Below are 14,198 nucleotides of genomic sequence, written 5' to 3'. Positions count from 1 at the left end.
TCAGCCGGTGTAGCCGGCGAAGATCTTCGCGAACTCGTACTTCGACTGCGGCACGTTGGTGCACTTGTAGAGCGCGCCGGTGCAGGCGTTGGCGTCGCGGCCCGCCTCCCAGAACGACAGCATGCCGAGGTGGACGGTCTTCGCGAACGCCACCAGTGCTTTCGCGTCCTTCTGGAGGAAGATCTCGTTCTGCGAGTCGTTGACGCCGATCATCGGGGTGACGCCGACCTTCTTCCACGCCGCCGCGTCGCTCAGCCCGTACAGCGACTTGAGCTGCGCCTGCGTGGCCTTGGCCGCGGAAATCGCTTTCGCGCCCTGGTCGCCGGTGCCCTGGTAGTAGTCCATCGCCATGATGTTGACCAGGTCGAGGTTCACCCCGGCGTTCTTGGCGGCCTTGACGACGGTGAGCCCGTTGGCGTCGAGGCCGTTCGGCAGCACCGGCAGGGTCAGCGAAATCTTCAGTCCCGGGTTGGTGTTCTGCAGTGTCTTCAGGGCCTGGGAGCGGCGCGCGATCGACGCCGGGTCCGCAACGGCCGCGCCTTCGATGTCGAAGTCGGCGTACTTGAGGCCGTAGGCCTTGACGACGGCGTCGTACTCGGCCGCGACCTGCGCGGACGTGCTGCACGCCTGCGCCAGTTCGATGCCGGACGCGCCGCCGAAGGAGATCTTGACGTCCCCGCCCGCGGTGCGGATTTTCGCGATCTCCTCCTTCTGCCACGCCGTGCGCGGGTCGTAGGCGTCGAACCAGCTGGCCTTGCAGCCGTAGGAGTTGACGAACGCGAGCGTGAAGCCCTTGACGCCGCTCGCGGCCGACATCGCCGACAGGCTGGGCGTCGGCCAGGCGCCCATGTCGACATAGGGACCGACCGGGATCGGCGAGCCGGCCGCGGCGCCGGCGACCCCGTGGGACAGCAGGGTGGCACCGGCCAGTGCGGCCAGCAGGAAACGGAGACGCATGGGGAACCTCCACGACTCGGAGCGCGGCGGCGGAACTGTCCCTATTGGTATAGACCATTTATCGTGGTGTGGACCATCGGCCGAACGGGCTACCCCCGGTCACGGTGCGTCGCTCAGGCCGCCGCGCGACGGCGTCCCCGGCCGAGCCACCACTCGGCGGCGAGCAGCGGGAGCACCCAGCCGGTCCACGTCGTGATCCCGGCGATCGCCTGGCCCAGCGCGATCTCGCTGCCGCCGAACGTCGTTTCCAGCTGCGGCGTCAGCACGACCGCCCAGAGCACGCCCCAGATCCGGTTGCTGATGATCGACATGCACAGCGCGAAGCTGCGGATCATCCAGCGGCGGTGCTCGCCGAACCGGCGCGCCCGCGCCATCCGGTAGCCCTGCACGGTGCAGCCGAACCAGAGCGTCGCGAGCAGGACGTTCGACACGGCCCCGACCGGACCGAACGGCGCCGCGAGCGCGATGGCGAAACCGGCGATCGACGCCGGGATCGCGCCGGCGAAGACGTAGACGCGCCCGGTGCGGCGGTGCACGGCCGGGTGTTTCTGCCGCAGCCACGGCCAGATCTGCAGCGCGCAGGTCACCATGGCGACGGTCGCAAGGCCGATGTGCGTGACCAGCACCGGGTAGTACCAGCCGGTGGGGGCCGGGATCCGGGACCGGGCGGGGTCGAGCCCGAGGTAGGGCGGGAGCGAGAAGACCAGGAACGCCATGACCAGCAGTCCCAGCGGGAACACCCACGGGCGGCGCACCCACGGCTTCGGGCGTCGGACTTCGGTCGTCGTCATCATTTCCCCCTGTTCGTACGGTGTATCCGCACCGTATTCAGGTCGGTTCACACTCGACAATCATTGCTGCGGACTTTGGGGGAGTACCCTGAAACCGTTCTAGGTCCTGATGACAACTGTTCTAGTACGGAGTTCGTTCGTGGCCGAGGCGCCCTACCTCCGGATCGCGGCGGACCTGCGCCGCCGGATCACCGCGGGCGAACTGCGCCCGGGCGACCGCGTCCCGTCGACCCGGGCACTGGTCCGCGAGTGGGGTGTCGCGATGGCGACGGCGGCGAAGGCCCTGTCGGCGCTGGGCGAGCAGGGCTGGGTGCGCGCGGTGCCGGGCAGCGGCACGGTCGTCGCCGACCGGACGCCGGCCAAGCCGCCGCTGGGCCGCGACGCGCTGGTGCGCGCGGCGATCACGCTGGCCGACGCCGAAGGCCTCGCCGCGCTGTCGATGCGGCGGCTGGCGGCCGAGCTGGGCGTCGGCCCGATGGCGCTGTACCGGCACGTGCCGGACAAGGACGAGCTGCTCCGGCTGATGGCCGACGTCGCGCTCGGGGAGGCGGAGCTGCCGGAGCCGGGCCCGGCGCCGTGGCGGCCGCGCCTCGAACTCGCCGCCCGCGCGCAGTGGCGGGCGTACCGCCGTCACCCGTGGCTGGCGCCGATCCTGCTCAACTCCCTGGTCCGTCCACCGGTACTGGTGGCGGGCTTGCGCCTGGTCGACTGGTCCCTGCGAGCACTGGCCGGAACCGGCCTGAAGCGGCGGGTGAAGCTGCAGGTGATCATGACGCTCAACGGCTGGGTCGGCGGCCTGGCGGCGAGCAACGCGTTCGAGGTCCAGGCCGAGCAGGACACGGGCATCACCGGCGACCAGCGCCTGGAGGCGGACATGGCGCTGCTGACGCGGTTTCTCGAATCGGGCCGGTTTCCCACGCTGACCGAGGTGATGACCGGCGTCGAGGACGTCGACCTCGACGAAGCGTTCGAGTTCGGGTTGCGGCGTCAGCTCGACGGGATCGCCGTGCTGCTGGGCGAACACTAGACTGGCGGCGGTGCTGATCACGACGGAGAGGCTCACGCTGCACGCGTGGTCCGAAGACCGCTTCGACGCCCTGTTCGCGTTGGCCCAGCTGCCCGAGACCGTCCGCTATGTGGGGACGGGGGAGCCGTGGAGCCACCAGTACACGCTGGCCAAGCACCGTGCGACGCTCGCCCACTGGGCCGAGCACGGCTTCGGCTGGTTCGCGGTCTCGGCGGCGCCGGGTTCGTTCGACGGAGTGGTGTCTTTGGTGCGGCGCAGCGCGACGGAGTCGGGGCTCGGCCTGCCGGCGGTGGAGATGGGCTGGTGGATCGCGCCCTCGGGCTGGGGCCGCGGGTACGCCACGGAAGCGACGGCGGCGGTGCGGGACAGGGCGTTCGCGTCGGGCTGGGCGGATCGGTTGCTGGCGGTGTACGAACCGGTGAACAAGCCCTCGGCCCGGGTGGTGGAGAAGCTCGGGTTTGCCGTGCACAGCCAGTTCGTCCTGGACGGGCGGACGGAGCAGCGGGCGGTCCTGGACCGCCCGCGCTGAACCTGGCTCAGGCGGACGCCGGCACCGGAACGTCGCCGACCCACCGGTGCACGGCCTCCGCCAGGCCCGCATCGCCCGCACCCGGCGTGCCCACCCAGGCGGCGTGCCCGTCCGGCCGCAGCAGCACCGCATCCACGTCCGAAGTGGACGGACTCGAGGCGGCCACCACCGCCATCCCGGCCGACCACGCGGCGAACGAACCCGACGACGTCAGATCGAGCAGCACCGGCCGCCCGGCGTGCAGCAGCGCGGCCAAGTGCTTCTCCACCCCGGAAACCCGCAGTGGTACGTCCGGAGCCAGCCGTCCCAGCCAGGCATGGCCGCCGGGCTCGTAACACGCGTCCAGCCCCGTGATGATCTCCGCCAGCGCCCGGTTCCCCGCCGGATGCGCCGCCACGCGCCGCATCAGGTCTGCCCACGGCTCTTCGCCGGCTTCCTCCAACGCCACCTGCGCCCGCGTGTTCGCCAGGATCCGCTCGCCGGCCGCGTGCCGCTCGGCGTGGTACGTATCCAGAAGGCCCTCGGGTGCAGTACCGAGCACCGTCGCCGCCAGTTTCCAGCCCAGGTTGAACGCGTCGTCGAGTGCGACGTTCACGCCGATCGCCCCCGCCGGCGGGTGGATGTGGGCCGCGTCGCCCGCCAAGAGCACCCGGCCTTCGCGGTACCTCGACGCCAGGCGGGCCGCGTCGCCGAAGCGGCTCAGCCAGCGAGGCGCGCGCAACTCGACGTGGCGGCCGAGGACCGCGTCCACCTGCGCCTGCAATCGCTCCAGCGTGACGGGCGTGTCCTTGTCCGACGGCGGGTCGTCCTCCCGGACCACGATCCGGACGTACCCCGGCCGCGGGATCACGAACACGCTCCGCCCGTCCGGGCCCGCCGAAGGCCCGTACGGCAGCTCGCATTCGACGTCGCCGAGCAGCGCGTGCCAGCGCGCGTCCACCCCGGGGAAGTCGATGCCCGCCTGCTTGCGCACCGTGCTGCGGCCGCCGTCGCAGCCGGCCAGGAAGCGGGCGTGGATCGTCCGGCCGAAACGTCCATTGTGGACCACGGCCGCGACGCCCTCGGCGGACTGGGTGAACGAGCGCAGGTCGTGGCCGCGCAGGATCTCGACGCCCAGTTCGAGGGCCCGGGCCTCCAGGGCCTCTTCGACGCGCGTCTGCGGGATGCCCAGCGAGAACGGGTGATCCGTCGCCGCCCCGTCGAGCAGGAGCGGGCCGGGCAGGCCGGTGACCGGTGCGTGCGGCACCCGGTGTCCCTCGGCCACCAGCCCCTCGGCCAGGCCGCGGCGGGCCAGCAGATCCAGTGCGCGCGCGTTCAGGTTGAACCCGCGGCAGTACGGCGGACGTTCCGGCAGGCGTTCGACGATCGTGGTGCGGACGCCGGCCAGCGCGAGCTCCGCGGCGAGCAGCAGGCCGGCCGGGCCGGCGCCGGAGATGAGGACGTCGGGATCGGACATGGGGTTCCCCTCAGAAGGTTTCGGGCCACGGCAGCGTGCCGGACCGGATTTCGGCCGCCGTGCGGCGCGCCCAGTCGAGCTCCGCCTGCCAGGCGTGCCGGACGAACTCGACCTCGATCATGAACAGCCGCGGCGCGCCCTTGCCGACGGTTTCGGCCAGCGCCGTGTCCGCGCCGTCGATGCGTTCGGCGAGGTGGCGGGCACGTTCTTCCAGCGCGTCGGCGGCGCGCTCCGGGCCCAGCGCGCCGAGGTAGCTCACCGCCGCGACGAACTTCGGGTACTCCGCGACCGGCTCGCGGACCAGCTCGTCGAGCCAGGCGATGAACTCCTGGCGGCCGAGTTCGGTGTGCGCGTAGACGGTCCGTTCCGGCCGGTTGCCGTCGCGGACCGTCTCGACGGGCTCGATCCAGCGATGCTTCGCCAGGGACTCCACGGTGTCGTAGAGCGATCCCGGGTTGATCTTGAACGTCGAGCCCTTGTAGCGCTCGCGCAGCGTGGACGCCATTTCGTACGGGTGCATCGGGCGTTCCAGCAGCAGGCCGAGCAGGGCCAGCGCGAGGGTGTTGCGGATCTTGCGTGGCGGCACTGGTCGCTCCCTATTAGTCGGAACCGACTATACGACCACCGTCAAGCCAGATTGCCGACGCAGGTGCGCAACAGGTCCGCCAGTGAGTGCCGCTGGTCGGCCGACAGGGTGTCGAGCATCTGCGCTTCGACCTGCGTGATCAGGTCTTCGGCGGCGCTCAGCCGAGCGCGACCGGCCGGGGTCAAAGCCACCGGGCGCGCCCGGCCGCTGCTCGCCTGCTCGGCGACGGTGACCAGCCCGGCCGACCGCAAGCCGACCAGGACGTCCCGCAGCGACTGCCGCGTGACGAAGGTGATCCGCGCGAGTTCCGCCGACGACGCGCCGGGGTGGTCGTCGAGCGCGCGCAGCACGGCGTACTGCGACATCGACAGCTCCAGAGGGCGCAGCCGGTCGGTGCACGCCTGGTGCAGGGCCTGCTGGGCGCGTTTGAGCAGGTAGCCGGGCCGATCGCCGGTCGTGGCTGGACTCATGACAGGAGCCTTACACATCGGGGCGACCGACGCCATCGACGCCTAGAAGCGCGTGTTCTCCCGCCAGTGGTCGAACAGTGCCGCGTCCCCGGACACGGTGAGCCGGGGGTCGTCCGCGGCGAGGCGCCGGGTCAGCGCGAGCAGCAGGTCGACAGCGCGGCCCTCGACGACGACGTCGGCCTCCGCGGCGGTCTCCTGGCTGATCTCGACCCCCGACGGCGTCCGCCGGACGAGCCAGCCGATCTCGGGTTCGGTGGCGTGGAACAGCAGCGTCTCACCGGTGCCGTGCAGCGACGTGCGGTCCAGCGCCGGGTGCGGCCGGCGCGAAAAGAGGGCCACCAGCCACAGGCCCTCGGAGATTCCGTCCGCGGCGAGGTCGGCGTCGACGTCGTACGGCGTGCCCGTCGCGAAGGCGGCGTCCGCGCGGTGGACGACCGTTTCGTGGGTCAGCCGCCGCGTCCAGAACCCGGCGCGCCGATCGGGCGTCCACGTCGACGTCGGGGTCTCGGGACCGACCTCGGCCACCGCGGCGACGAGCCGCTCCGCGCCGTCGCGCAGCCAGCCGCCGAGGGCTTCGAACGCGGGCGGGTCGTCGATCGTGACGGCCTCGAACGGCACGTAACCCGTGGGCCGGCTCGCGATGATCGCGGCGGACTTGTGGTAGGCGACCCCGACGTGGCAGGTCAGGTCCCGCAGTGTCCAATCCGGACAGGTCGGGACGCGCGTGTCCGGCGCGGCACCCGCGATCGCCGTCCCGAACCGGTCCGCCTCGGTGACGAGGGCGCCCGCCAGCCGGTCGTGGCTCAAAGAGTTCACCCTGCCACCGTAGGCCGTGCGGCGGCGGCCGTGGGGTCGTGATCAAGTGCCCCGAAGGCGGCCTCCGGGGACCTGGACAGCCGCCTCGCCGGGGACCAAGATCGATCCGGTGACGGGGGAGCTGAACCGCGCTCGGCTGGGGGTCTCCGTCGTGTTCGCGGTGTGCGGCGCCGCTTTCGCGACCTGGCTGGCCCGAGTGCCCGCCGTGCAGGACCGGCTCGGGCTGAGCACCGGCGAGCTGGCGACCGGGCTGTTCGGCCTCGCCGCCGGCTCGGTGCTCGCCCTGCTGGGCGCGGGCGCGCTGCTCACCCGGATCGGCAGCCGGGCGGCCGTCGCGCTCGGCGCGGTCGTGCTGTGTGCGGGGCTGCCGCTGGTCGCGCTCGCGTGGTCGGCGCCGGTGTTCTTCACCGCGCTCGTCGTGCTGGGCGTGGGAAACAGCCTGCTCGACGTCGCGATGAACGCCCACGCAGCCCGCGTCGAGGAGGGCTACGGGCGCCCGATCTTCGCCGGCTTCCACGCGTTCTGGAACATCGGCGGCCTCGTGGGCTCAGGCGTCGACGCGCTGATGGAAGCCACGCACGTCCCGGTGACCGTGCACTTCCCGATCGCCGGCGCGGCGCTGCTCGCCCTCGCACTCTGGGCGGTCGGCACCCGCTTCCTCGGCGGCGCCGACCGCGGCCAAGGCGAGGCGGCGTTCGCGTGGCCGAGCCGGGCGCTGGTGCCGCTGGGGGTGATCGCCTTCTGCGGGTTCGTCGCCGAGGGCGCGGTCAACAGCTGGAGCGCGGTGTACCTCGCCGACGTCACCGGCGCGACGCCCGCGCTCGCCTCCCTCGGCTACTTCGCTTTCTCGGGAACGATGATCGCGGTCCGGCTGGTCGCCGACCGCATCGTGGCGCGGACGGGCGCGGACCGCTTCGTCCGCGTGGCGGCCGCCGTCGCGGTGCTGGGCTTCGCCGTGGTCCTCGCCGCGCCGTGGCCGCTCGTGGTGGTGATCGGCTTCGCGGTCGTCGGGCTCGGCGTGGCCGGAATCGTGCCGATCGCGTGGAGCGTGGCGAGCCGCAAGCAGGCGGACGCACCGGGCCGCGCGGTCGCCGCCGTCGCGGCCTGCGGGTATCTGGGGTTCCTGGTGGAGCCGGTGCTGGTGGGCGCGCTCGCAACCCGCGTCGGCCTGCACTGGGCCCTATCGTCGGCGGTCGTGGTCACCTTCGGGATCATCTTTCTGGCGCCGTCGCTGCGGGTCCGGGAAACCGTGTCCACGCGGGCCGGTTCGGCCTAAACTTCCGTGGTGGAAAGGCCATACCGTTCGACCAGGTGCTGCGCCGCGCGCCCGGCGTGGACGGCCTGATCACCGTCGAGCAGCTGGCCTACGGCTTGCTGACCGCGGGGCAGGCGTTGCCCTGCGAGTGCTGACGGAGCTGGGAGAGGATCTGGCCGCGCTGGCGGCCCGGTTGCGGCCGCCGCCCGAACCCTTTACCCCCGAGTCGTTCATGCGTGCGTTGGAGGAACGAAGCCGGGTAGAGCTGACACCGGAGGCCCAAGCCCTGGTCGATCGCGTCCGTGGTGAAGAGGACTGCACCCCGTCGCTCCTGCCGGCTCTGGCCGAGACAGGCGTGCTGCCGGTCTCGCCCGACAAGATCCGGAACCAATTCGGGAAGTGGGGCGGGCCAAGCCGAGCTCGTGGCCATGGTGGAAGAGATCGAGTCGCTCCGCGCCACGATCCGCCGTCTCCGCGGCTGACGCTCAGCGCGTGCCCTGGACGTCGGCCCGGCACGCCTCGAGGAACCGGTCCCCGGCATCGCTGATCCCGGTCAGCACCCGATCAAGACTCTCCCGGGGCACCTGCTCGGCTCCGGCGTCCAGCTCGGCGAAGATGCCGTTGACCCCGTTGCGGGCCGCTTTCCACAGCTCCTTGCCCCGCTGTCGCGGTTCCTCGGTGCCGAACAGCGCCACCTGGTTGTGCGCCTTGCGCAGCTCCGTGCGCCGTTCGCGCCAGCGCGCCTCGATCCCCGGCCGGTCTTCAGTCAGGTTGATGAACTCCGACCGGACCAGCTGGAACGCCTCTTCACTCGCCGTCGACAGGCTTGCGTAGGCCTTGACGCGCTCGTCGCGCAGCCAGTTCGCGTGGTCCGCCGCCCGCTTCTGCGCTTCGGCACGGTGGGTCGCCTTCAGCTTGCGGCCCTCGACGAACGTGGTGGTCAGCAACGTGAGCACGACCCCGCCGAGGGTGGCGCTCACGGTGATCAGCTGCGTGGTGGTCCCCGAGTCCATCACGGGATTATCCCGGTGTCCTTGACCTCCACCATGGTCGAGTTCCCAGACTGGCGCCATGACGATCTGGATCTGCGGAACCTGCGGGGTCGAGCACCCCGACACCGACCGGCCCCCGGCCGGCGACTGCGCGATCTGCGCGGACGACCGGCAGTGGGTGCCCACCTCGGGCCAGGTGTGGACGACCCTCGACGAGCTCGCGGACGGCAGCCACGAAGTCGTGCACCGGGCACTCGAACCGGGCCTGCACGGGTTCAACCGCGAACCGCAGTTCGGGATCGGCCAGTGGACGCACCTCGTACAGACCTCCGGCGGCAACCTCCTGTGGGATCCGCCGAACCACCTCGACCCGGCACTGGCCGCGAAGATCGGCGAGCTCGGCGGGGCCGTGGTGATCGTGGCCAGCCACCCGCACATGTACGGCTCCCAGGTCAGCTGGAGCCGCCGGCTCGGGAACGTTCCGGTCCTCGTCCACACCGCCGACCGGCGCTGGGTGCAGCGCGAGGACGCCGTCATCCGGGAATGGTCCGGGACCGAGCGGATCCTGCCCGGGGTGACCCTCATCGAGGCCGGCGGGCACTTCCCCGGCGCCGCGGTCGCCCACGTCGAGAACGAAACGGGTGGCACCCTGCTGGTCGGCGACACGATGATCCCGGTGGCGGCCGACGGCTGGGTGACGTTCATGCGCAGCTACCCCAACCGGATCCCGCTCTCCGCGGGCCTGGTGCAGCGGATCGTGGACCGGCTCGAGCCGTATGAGTTCGAACGCCTCCACAGCCTCCTCGGCGGCCAGGTCATCGGCGACGCCAAGGGCGCGGTGCGCCGGTCCGCGGAGCGCTACATCGCCTGGGTGAGCGGGGCGAACGACCACCTCGGCTGAGCCGGTGCCATCATCCGCTGATGATCACGGCCTCGCCCCGCACCTGGACCCTCGGCGACCTGACGGTCAACCGCGTCGGCTTCGGCGCGATGCGGTTGCCGCAAAATGGCCAGGCGTTCGCCGCGGACGCCGTCCCGCGCGATCGCGACCAGGCGATCGCGGTGCTGCGCCGGGCCGTCGAGCTGGGCGTCAACCACATCGACACCGCCGCGTTCTACTTCTCCCGGCTGCGGTCGGCCAACGAGCTGATCAACCGCGCGCTGGCCCCGTACCCGGACGACCTGGTCATCGCCACCAAGGTGGGTCCCGGCCGCGATCCGTCCGGCGAATGGCTGCCCCTGGCCCGTCCGGAGCAACTGCGCGGGCAGGTCGAAGAGAACCTGCGCCAGCTCGGCCGCGACCACCTGGACCTGGTGAACCTGCGCGTCGCCGGGCTCGACTCGATCAGCGAGCACTTCGGCGTGCTGGCCGGGCTGCGCGAGGCCGGGCTGATCCGGCACCTCGGCATCTCCAACGTCCGGCCCGCGCACCTCGCCCAGGCACAGGCCGTCGCGCCGGTGGTGTGCGTGCAGAACGCCTACGGCCTCGGCTACCGCCGCGAGCAGGACGCGTTCGTCGACACCTGCGGAGCGCAGGGCATCGCGTTCGTGCCGTTCTTCGTGATCGCCGTCGCCGGGCGCGAGGCGGGCGCGGGCGGCGACGAGCACGCGGAGGTGCTCGCCACCGCCCGGGCGCACGGGGCGAGCCCGGCGCAGGTCCGGCTCGCCTGGGCCCTCCGGCGTGGACCGCACGTGCTGGTCATCCCCGGCACCGGAACCCCTGGTCATTTGGAGGACAACATCGCCGCCGGGGGCCTCCGGCTCACGCCGGACGAGCTGGCCCGCCTCGACGCCGTCCACCAGGCCTCACCGGAGAGGTGAGCCGAACCAGCGGGCCAGGTGGTCGTCCAGGTCCCGTTGATCGTCGCCGACCCAGGCGACGTGGCCGTCGGGGCGCAGCAGGACGGCCGGGACGTCCAGGGCCGCGGTGGGGTCCGCGAGGTGGTCGACCCGGTCCGGCCAGCCGGCGGCGGACAGCCGCTCGGTGCGGTCCAGCAGCAGGCCGCGGCCGCGGTGCAGCCGGTCGTAGAGGCGGCCCTGCTTCACGTCGATGTCGCGCAGCCGGCGGCCGAGCAGATCGGGGCCCGCGCCGAAGTCGTAGCGGAGGTCGATCGCGGTGATCTTCCCGATCAGGTAGCGGTTGACCTCGTCGAGGTCCATCAGTTCGGTGAGCAGCCGGCGCACGGCCCGCGGTCCTGGTTCGGGCGAGGACAGTTCCGTCTGCGCCCGGGTGTTGTCCAGGACGGCCTCGGCGACCGGACGGCGTTCGGCCGGGTAGGTGTCCAGCAGCGGTTCCGGCGCCCAGCCGCGGATCCGCGCGGCCAGTTTCCAGCCGAGGTTGAAGGCGTCCTGGACGCCCAGGTTGAGACCCTGACCGCCGGTGGGCGGGTGGATGTGCGCCGCGTCGCCGGCCAGCAGCACCCGCCCGACGCGGTAGTTCTCGGCCAGCCGGGTGGCGTCCCCGAACCGGGACAACCAGCGCGGGGAGTGCACCCCGAAGTCGGTCCCGGCGACGGCCCGCAGCTGTTGCCGGAAATCGTCCAGGGTGGGTGGCGCCGCGCGATCGCCGACGCCGGCGGCGGGAACGACGACGCTGTAGACGCTTTCGCCGAACGGCCGGAGCCAGAACGGCTTATGGGTCTCACTGACCTCGGCCACCTTGGCGGCGATCTCCGCCGGCGGCGCCGTCGCCGCCATCTCGCCCATCAGCGTCTCGGTCCGCGAGGGCTCGCCGGGGAAGCCGATGCCGCTCAGCTTCCGGACCGTGCTGCGCCCGCCGTCGCAGCCGACGAGGTAGCGCGCCCGCAGCCGTCCGCCGTCGGCCAGTTCGACGGTCACGCCCTCGCCGTCTTGCTCGAAATCGACCAGGGCGGCGCCGTGCCGGACCTCGGCACCCAGATCGATCGCGTGTTCTTCGAGGAGCCGGACGATGACCGGCTGCGGGATACCCAGCAGGAAGGCGTGCCCGGAATCGAGGTCCCGCGGCGCGGGTTTGGGGATGCCGGCGAAGAATCCGCCGGCCGGCCGCTGCCTCCCGTGTTCGAGGAGGCGGTCCAGCAGGCCGCGCATGGCCATCAGCTCGAGACTGCGGATGTGCAGCCCGACGATGCGGACGAACGACGCGGGTTCGGTGTCCTGTTCCAGGACGAGAACCCGCACGTCGTGCAGCCGCAGCTCGGCGGCCAGCGTCGCACCGGTGGGCCCGCAGCCGGCGATGATCACGTCGAACGGCTCGGTGGTGGACGGCGAAGAGTCCATGGGTGGTGCCTTTCGGGAGTGCCTTGAGGTCAGGCGCTCCCGGCGACACCTACGTCAATCGCCCGGCCGTGACTGGCGGGGGAGCACCCACGTCGATCCAGCGTTCATGGGTCTCACCTCCTCGGGCGGTGTCACGGTCTTCGGCAAGCTACAAGCCCAGGCCACCGCGCGCCAATCCTTTTGGTCGCCCGCGCGACCACAGCTCGGTGACTCTCGCCGCCGTTGCCGACGCCCGGTAAGCCGGTGGCCGGCCAGTGCTGCGGGGAGCATGATGTCGTGCCATGGCCGTGGACCTGATCTCCGCCTGGCGTGCCGCCGGTCTCGGCGTCACGCGGAGCCTGGAGCTCGCTCATCGGGCGTTGCTCGCTGGCGGCCTGCCCGTCGGCGCCGTGGTGCTGGGCCCCGGTGGTGAGCCGGTGGCCGAGGGCCGCAACCGGGCGTATGACCCACCCGGCGGCGCTGACCGGTTGCAGGGCAGCCCGATCGCCCACGCGGAGATGAACGCGCTCGCTCGCCTTGCCACCGGCGCGGATCTGTCCACGATGACGCTCTGGAGCTCCCACCGGCCGTGCGCGATGTGTGCGGCAGCGTGCGAGTTCACCGAGGTGGGGCAGGTCCGGTTCGTGGCTCCCGATCCATCGGACAGCCGGCCTGGACCCGATCCGATCGGCGTGCCCGGCCACTGGCTGATCGTGGCGAACCTGCTGTTCCTGGCGGGCATCCGCGCCTACTCCGGCGAGGACGCCCCCATCGTCGTCCGAGCCCGTCGCCGGGAACCGGAGACCACCGACCTGCTCGACACGATCGCGCCGCAGCAGTTGCGATCCGCGACCCTGCAGGATGGTCTCGGCCCGAGCTGGCCCCAGGTCGTGAGTGCGGCACAACGGCGGCAGCACCGTATCGGCGAAAGCTGACGTGCCGATTCCCGCCGACCTTGCGGAACTCGCCCGGGTTCAGGCCGTCGGGCGGCCCGCTCCCGCGTAGTCATCGCCGTCCCGGCGGTACGAGTGGACCTGCACCGCCTGGCCGGTCTGCGGCGCGTCGATCATCTGCTGGTTGCCGATGTAGAGACCGACGTGGTGGATCTTCGTCGCCGGCTCGCCGTAGAAGATCAGGTCGCCCAGCTGCGGGTCGGTCACGTGCGGCACGCTGCGGAACTGCGTGTCGGCCGTGCGCATCAGCTTGACCCCCGCGCTCCCGTAGGCCGCCGTCGTCAGGCCCGAGCAGTCGAAGCCCGGGTCGCTGCCGCCGGTGCCGTTGCCGCCCCAGATGTACGGCAGGCCGATCTTGTCGATCGCGAAGTTCACCGCGCTCAGCACCGCCGCGTTCGGCGCCGCCGAGCCCTGGCCGACCGTGCCGTAGACGTTGACCGTGGCCAGCGTCCGGTGCAGGAACAGCGGCGCCGGCTGCAGCGTGCTCACCGAGTTCCACCACGTCTGGCCCTGGGACAGGTCGTGGCCGTCGGCGCACAGCGCGCGGCCCGTGGTCAGCGCGGCGTCGTCGATGTTTTGGACATCGGGTTTCCCGCCGGACGCGCTCGCCTGGTACTTGCCCCAGATCGCCGGGGCGAGCTGCATCGGGCCGGCGGCGTTCGCCGTCGAGACGACCTTGTTGTAGAAGTCGCGTACCTCGATCGTGCCGAGCGGTTTGTCCAGGACGCCGGTGGTGCCGAACTGCCCGCCGCGCGCCCGGCCGTGGTCCGTGGTCACTTTTCCGACCGCGGCCAGCGTGACCCACGAAAGGTGGCACCCGGGGACGTCCTTGCTCAGCTTCGTCGTCGCCTTCGCGTAGCCGACCATCGCGCGCAGCGGGACGTCGAGCCACTGGCTGGTCTTGGACGCCCAGGCGTCGAACTCGCTCGCTTCGGGCACCTTCGGCGGCGTCGAGGTCTGCGGCGGCGTGGTCGTCGGTGGCTTGGACGTCGTCGGCTTGGCCGACGTCGGGGGGACCGTCGCGGCGGCGTTCGTGGTCTCCTGCTGCTTCGGGGCGAGCAGGATGCCGGCCACCAGCGCGCCTGCGACGACGACCACCGCCGCGATCACCACCACGGGCTTCCGGCGG

Annotated in this window: 15 protein-coding genes; 6 read left to right on the top strand and 9 right to left on the bottom strand. The window is 72.0% G+C overall.

The features are described 5' to 3' along the window. Both ACLJQF_RS42475 and ACLJQF_RS42470 read right to left on the bottom strand, forming a co-directional pair. Window positions 1-957, bottom strand: a complete 957-nt coding sequence (locus ACLJQF_RS42475) for a chitinase (RefSeq protein WP_410615978.1) — start codon at window positions 955-957, stop codon at window positions 1-3. Between the two features lie 113 nt (window positions 958-1,070). Continuing rightward, the gene (locus tag ACLJQF_RS42470) at window positions 1,071-1,748 is read right to left on the bottom strand and encodes a DUF2306 domain-containing protein (protein ID WP_410615977.1); all 678 of its coding nucleotides are present in this window, start codon (window positions 1,746-1,748) and stop codon (window positions 1,071-1,073) included. Between the two features lie 139 nt (window positions 1,749-1,887). Between ACLJQF_RS42470 and ACLJQF_RS42465 the strand changes: the two genes are divergently transcribed. After that, complete coding sequence (locus tag ACLJQF_RS42465) at window positions 1,888-2,775, top strand: TetR/AcrR family transcriptional regulator C-terminal domain-containing protein (RefSeq protein WP_410615976.1); 888 nt, start codon at window positions 1,888-1,890, stop codon at window positions 2,773-2,775. Window positions 2,776-2,785: 10 nt separating this feature from the next. Next, window positions 2,786-3,304: a GNAT family N-acetyltransferase gene (locus tag ACLJQF_RS42460; RefSeq protein ID WP_410615975.1), complete on the top strand. Its 519-nt coding sequence runs from the start codon at window positions 2,786-2,788 to the stop codon at window positions 3,302-3,304. 7 nt (window positions 3,305-3,311) lie between these two features. On the opposite strand, the gene ACLJQF_RS42455 is transcribed toward ACLJQF_RS42460, so the two are convergent. The 4 genes from ACLJQF_RS42455 to ACLJQF_RS42440 are packed head-to-tail and all read right to left on the bottom strand — an operon-like array spanning window position 3,312 to window position 6,632. Then, window positions 3,312-4,760 (bottom strand): FAD-dependent monooxygenase, encoded by a 1,449-nt coding sequence (locus tag ACLJQF_RS42455; protein ID WP_410615974.1) that lies wholly within the window; start codon window positions 4,758-4,760, stop codon window positions 3,312-3,314. Window positions 4,761-4,770: 10 nt separating this feature from the next. After that, on the bottom strand, window positions 4,771-5,346 hold the full coding sequence (locus ACLJQF_RS42450; RefSeq protein ID WP_410615973.1) for a PadR family transcriptional regulator: 576 nt from the start codon (window positions 5,344-5,346) through the stop codon (window positions 4,771-4,773). Between the two features lie 41 nt (window positions 5,347-5,387). Continuing rightward, entirely contained in the window at window positions 5,388-5,816 is a 429-nt protein-coding gene (locus ACLJQF_RS42445; protein ID WP_410615972.1) for a MarR family winged helix-turn-helix transcriptional regulator, read from the bottom strand. Window positions 5,817-5,858: 42 nt separating this feature from the next. Further along, complete coding sequence (locus tag ACLJQF_RS42440) at window positions 5,859-6,632, bottom strand: maleylpyruvate isomerase family mycothiol-dependent enzyme (protein ID WP_410615971.1); 774 nt, start codon at window positions 6,630-6,632, stop codon at window positions 5,859-5,861. 109 nt (window positions 6,633-6,741) lie between these two features. On the opposite strand from ACLJQF_RS42440, the gene ACLJQF_RS42435 reads away from it, so the two are divergent. After that, entirely contained in the window at window positions 6,742-7,908 is a 1,167-nt protein-coding gene (locus ACLJQF_RS42435; RefSeq protein ID WP_410615970.1) for an MFS transporter, read from the top strand. 464 nt (window positions 7,909-8,372) lie between these two features. Here the strand turns inward: ACLJQF_RS42435 and ACLJQF_RS42430 are convergent, their stop codons facing one another. Then, the gene (locus ACLJQF_RS42430; RefSeq protein WP_410615969.1) at window positions 8,373-8,900 is read right to left on the bottom strand and encodes a hypothetical protein; all 528 of its coding nucleotides are present in this window, start codon (window positions 8,898-8,900) and stop codon (window positions 8,373-8,375) included. 58 nt (window positions 8,901-8,958) lie between these two features. Between ACLJQF_RS42430 and ACLJQF_RS42425 the strand changes: the two genes are divergently transcribed. Continuing rightward, on the top strand, window positions 8,959-9,780 hold the full coding sequence (locus ACLJQF_RS42425) for a hydrolase (protein ID WP_410615968.1): 822 nt from the start codon (window positions 8,959-8,961) through the stop codon (window positions 9,778-9,780). A 20-nt stretch (window positions 9,781-9,800) separates the two neighbouring features. Further along, on the top strand, window positions 9,801-10,700 hold the full coding sequence (locus tag ACLJQF_RS42420) for an oxidoreductase (RefSeq protein WP_410615967.1): 900 nt from the start codon (window positions 9,801-9,803) through the stop codon (window positions 10,698-10,700). Here the strand turns inward: ACLJQF_RS42420 and rox are convergent. Continuing rightward, entirely contained in the window at window positions 10,686-12,137 is a 1,452-nt protein-coding gene (gene rox, locus ACLJQF_RS42415) for a rifampin monooxygenase (RefSeq protein ID WP_410615966.1), read from the bottom strand. The genes ACLJQF_RS42420 and rox overlap by 15 nt on opposite strands. 281 nt (window positions 12,138-12,418) lie before the next feature. Here rox and ACLJQF_RS42410 point away from each other — a divergent pair, with 281 nt between their 5' ends. Continuing rightward, a complete protein-coding gene (locus ACLJQF_RS42410) occupies window positions 12,419-13,051 on the top strand; it encodes a nucleoside deaminase (protein WP_410615965.1) in 633 nt (210 codons plus the stop codon). A gap of 39 nt (window positions 13,052-13,090) precedes the next feature. Here ACLJQF_RS42410 and ACLJQF_RS42405 read toward each other — a convergent pair whose 3' ends face one another. Further along, window positions 13,091-14,185 carry an NlpC/P60 family protein gene (locus ACLJQF_RS42405; RefSeq protein WP_410615992.1) on the bottom strand — a complete coding sequence of 365 codons (1,095 nt, stop codon included), beginning with the start codon at window positions 14,183-14,185 and terminating at the stop codon, window positions 13,091-13,093. Window positions 14,186-14,198: the final 13 nt, after the last annotated feature.

The organism is Amycolatopsis sp. lyj-109, from assembly GCF_046548995.1.
Lineage (GTDB): Bacteria > Actinomycetota > Actinomycetes > Mycobacteriales > Pseudonocardiaceae > Amycolatopsis.
Note: the sequence above shows the minus strand (reverse complement) of the source record. Positions and strands in the feature narration are given on the sequence as shown.

Bases quoted from the DNA above. Each gene is read 5' to 3' on its own strand.
- ACLJQF_RS42455 (WP_410615974.1), bottom strand. From the start codon at position 4,760: ATGTCCGATCCCGACGTCCTCATCTCCGGCGCCGGCCCGGCCGGCCTG.
- ACLJQF_RS42410 (WP_410615965.1), top strand. From the start codon at position 12,419: ATGGCCGTGGACCTGATCTCCGCCTGGCGTGCCGCCGGTCTCGGCGTC.
- ACLJQF_RS42430 (WP_410615969.1), bottom strand. From the start codon at position 8,900: ATGGACTCGGGGACCACCACGCAGCTGATCACCGTGAGCGCCACCCTC.
- ACLJQF_RS42445 (WP_410615972.1), bottom strand. From the start codon at position 5,816: ATGAGTCCAGCCACGACCGGCGATCGGCCCGGCTACCTGCTCAAACGC.
- ACLJQF_RS42420 (WP_410615967.1), top strand. From the start codon at position 9,801: ATGATCACGGCCTCGCCCCGCACCTGGACCCTCGGCGACCTGACGGTC.
- ACLJQF_RS42475 (WP_410615978.1), bottom strand. From the start codon at position 957: ATGCGTCTCCGTTTCCTGCTGGCCGCACTGGCCGGTGCCACCCTGCTG.
- ACLJQF_RS42470 (WP_410615977.1), bottom strand. From the start codon at position 1,748: ATGACGACGACCGAAGTCCGACGCCCGAAGCCGTGGGTGCGCCGCCCG.
- rox (WP_410615966.1), bottom strand. From the start codon at position 12,137: ATGGACTCTTCGCCGTCCACCACCGAGCCGTTCGACGTGATCATCGCC.
- ACLJQF_RS42425 (WP_410615968.1), top strand. From the start codon at position 8,959: ATGACGATCTGGATCTGCGGAACCTGCGGGGTCGAGCACCCCGACACC.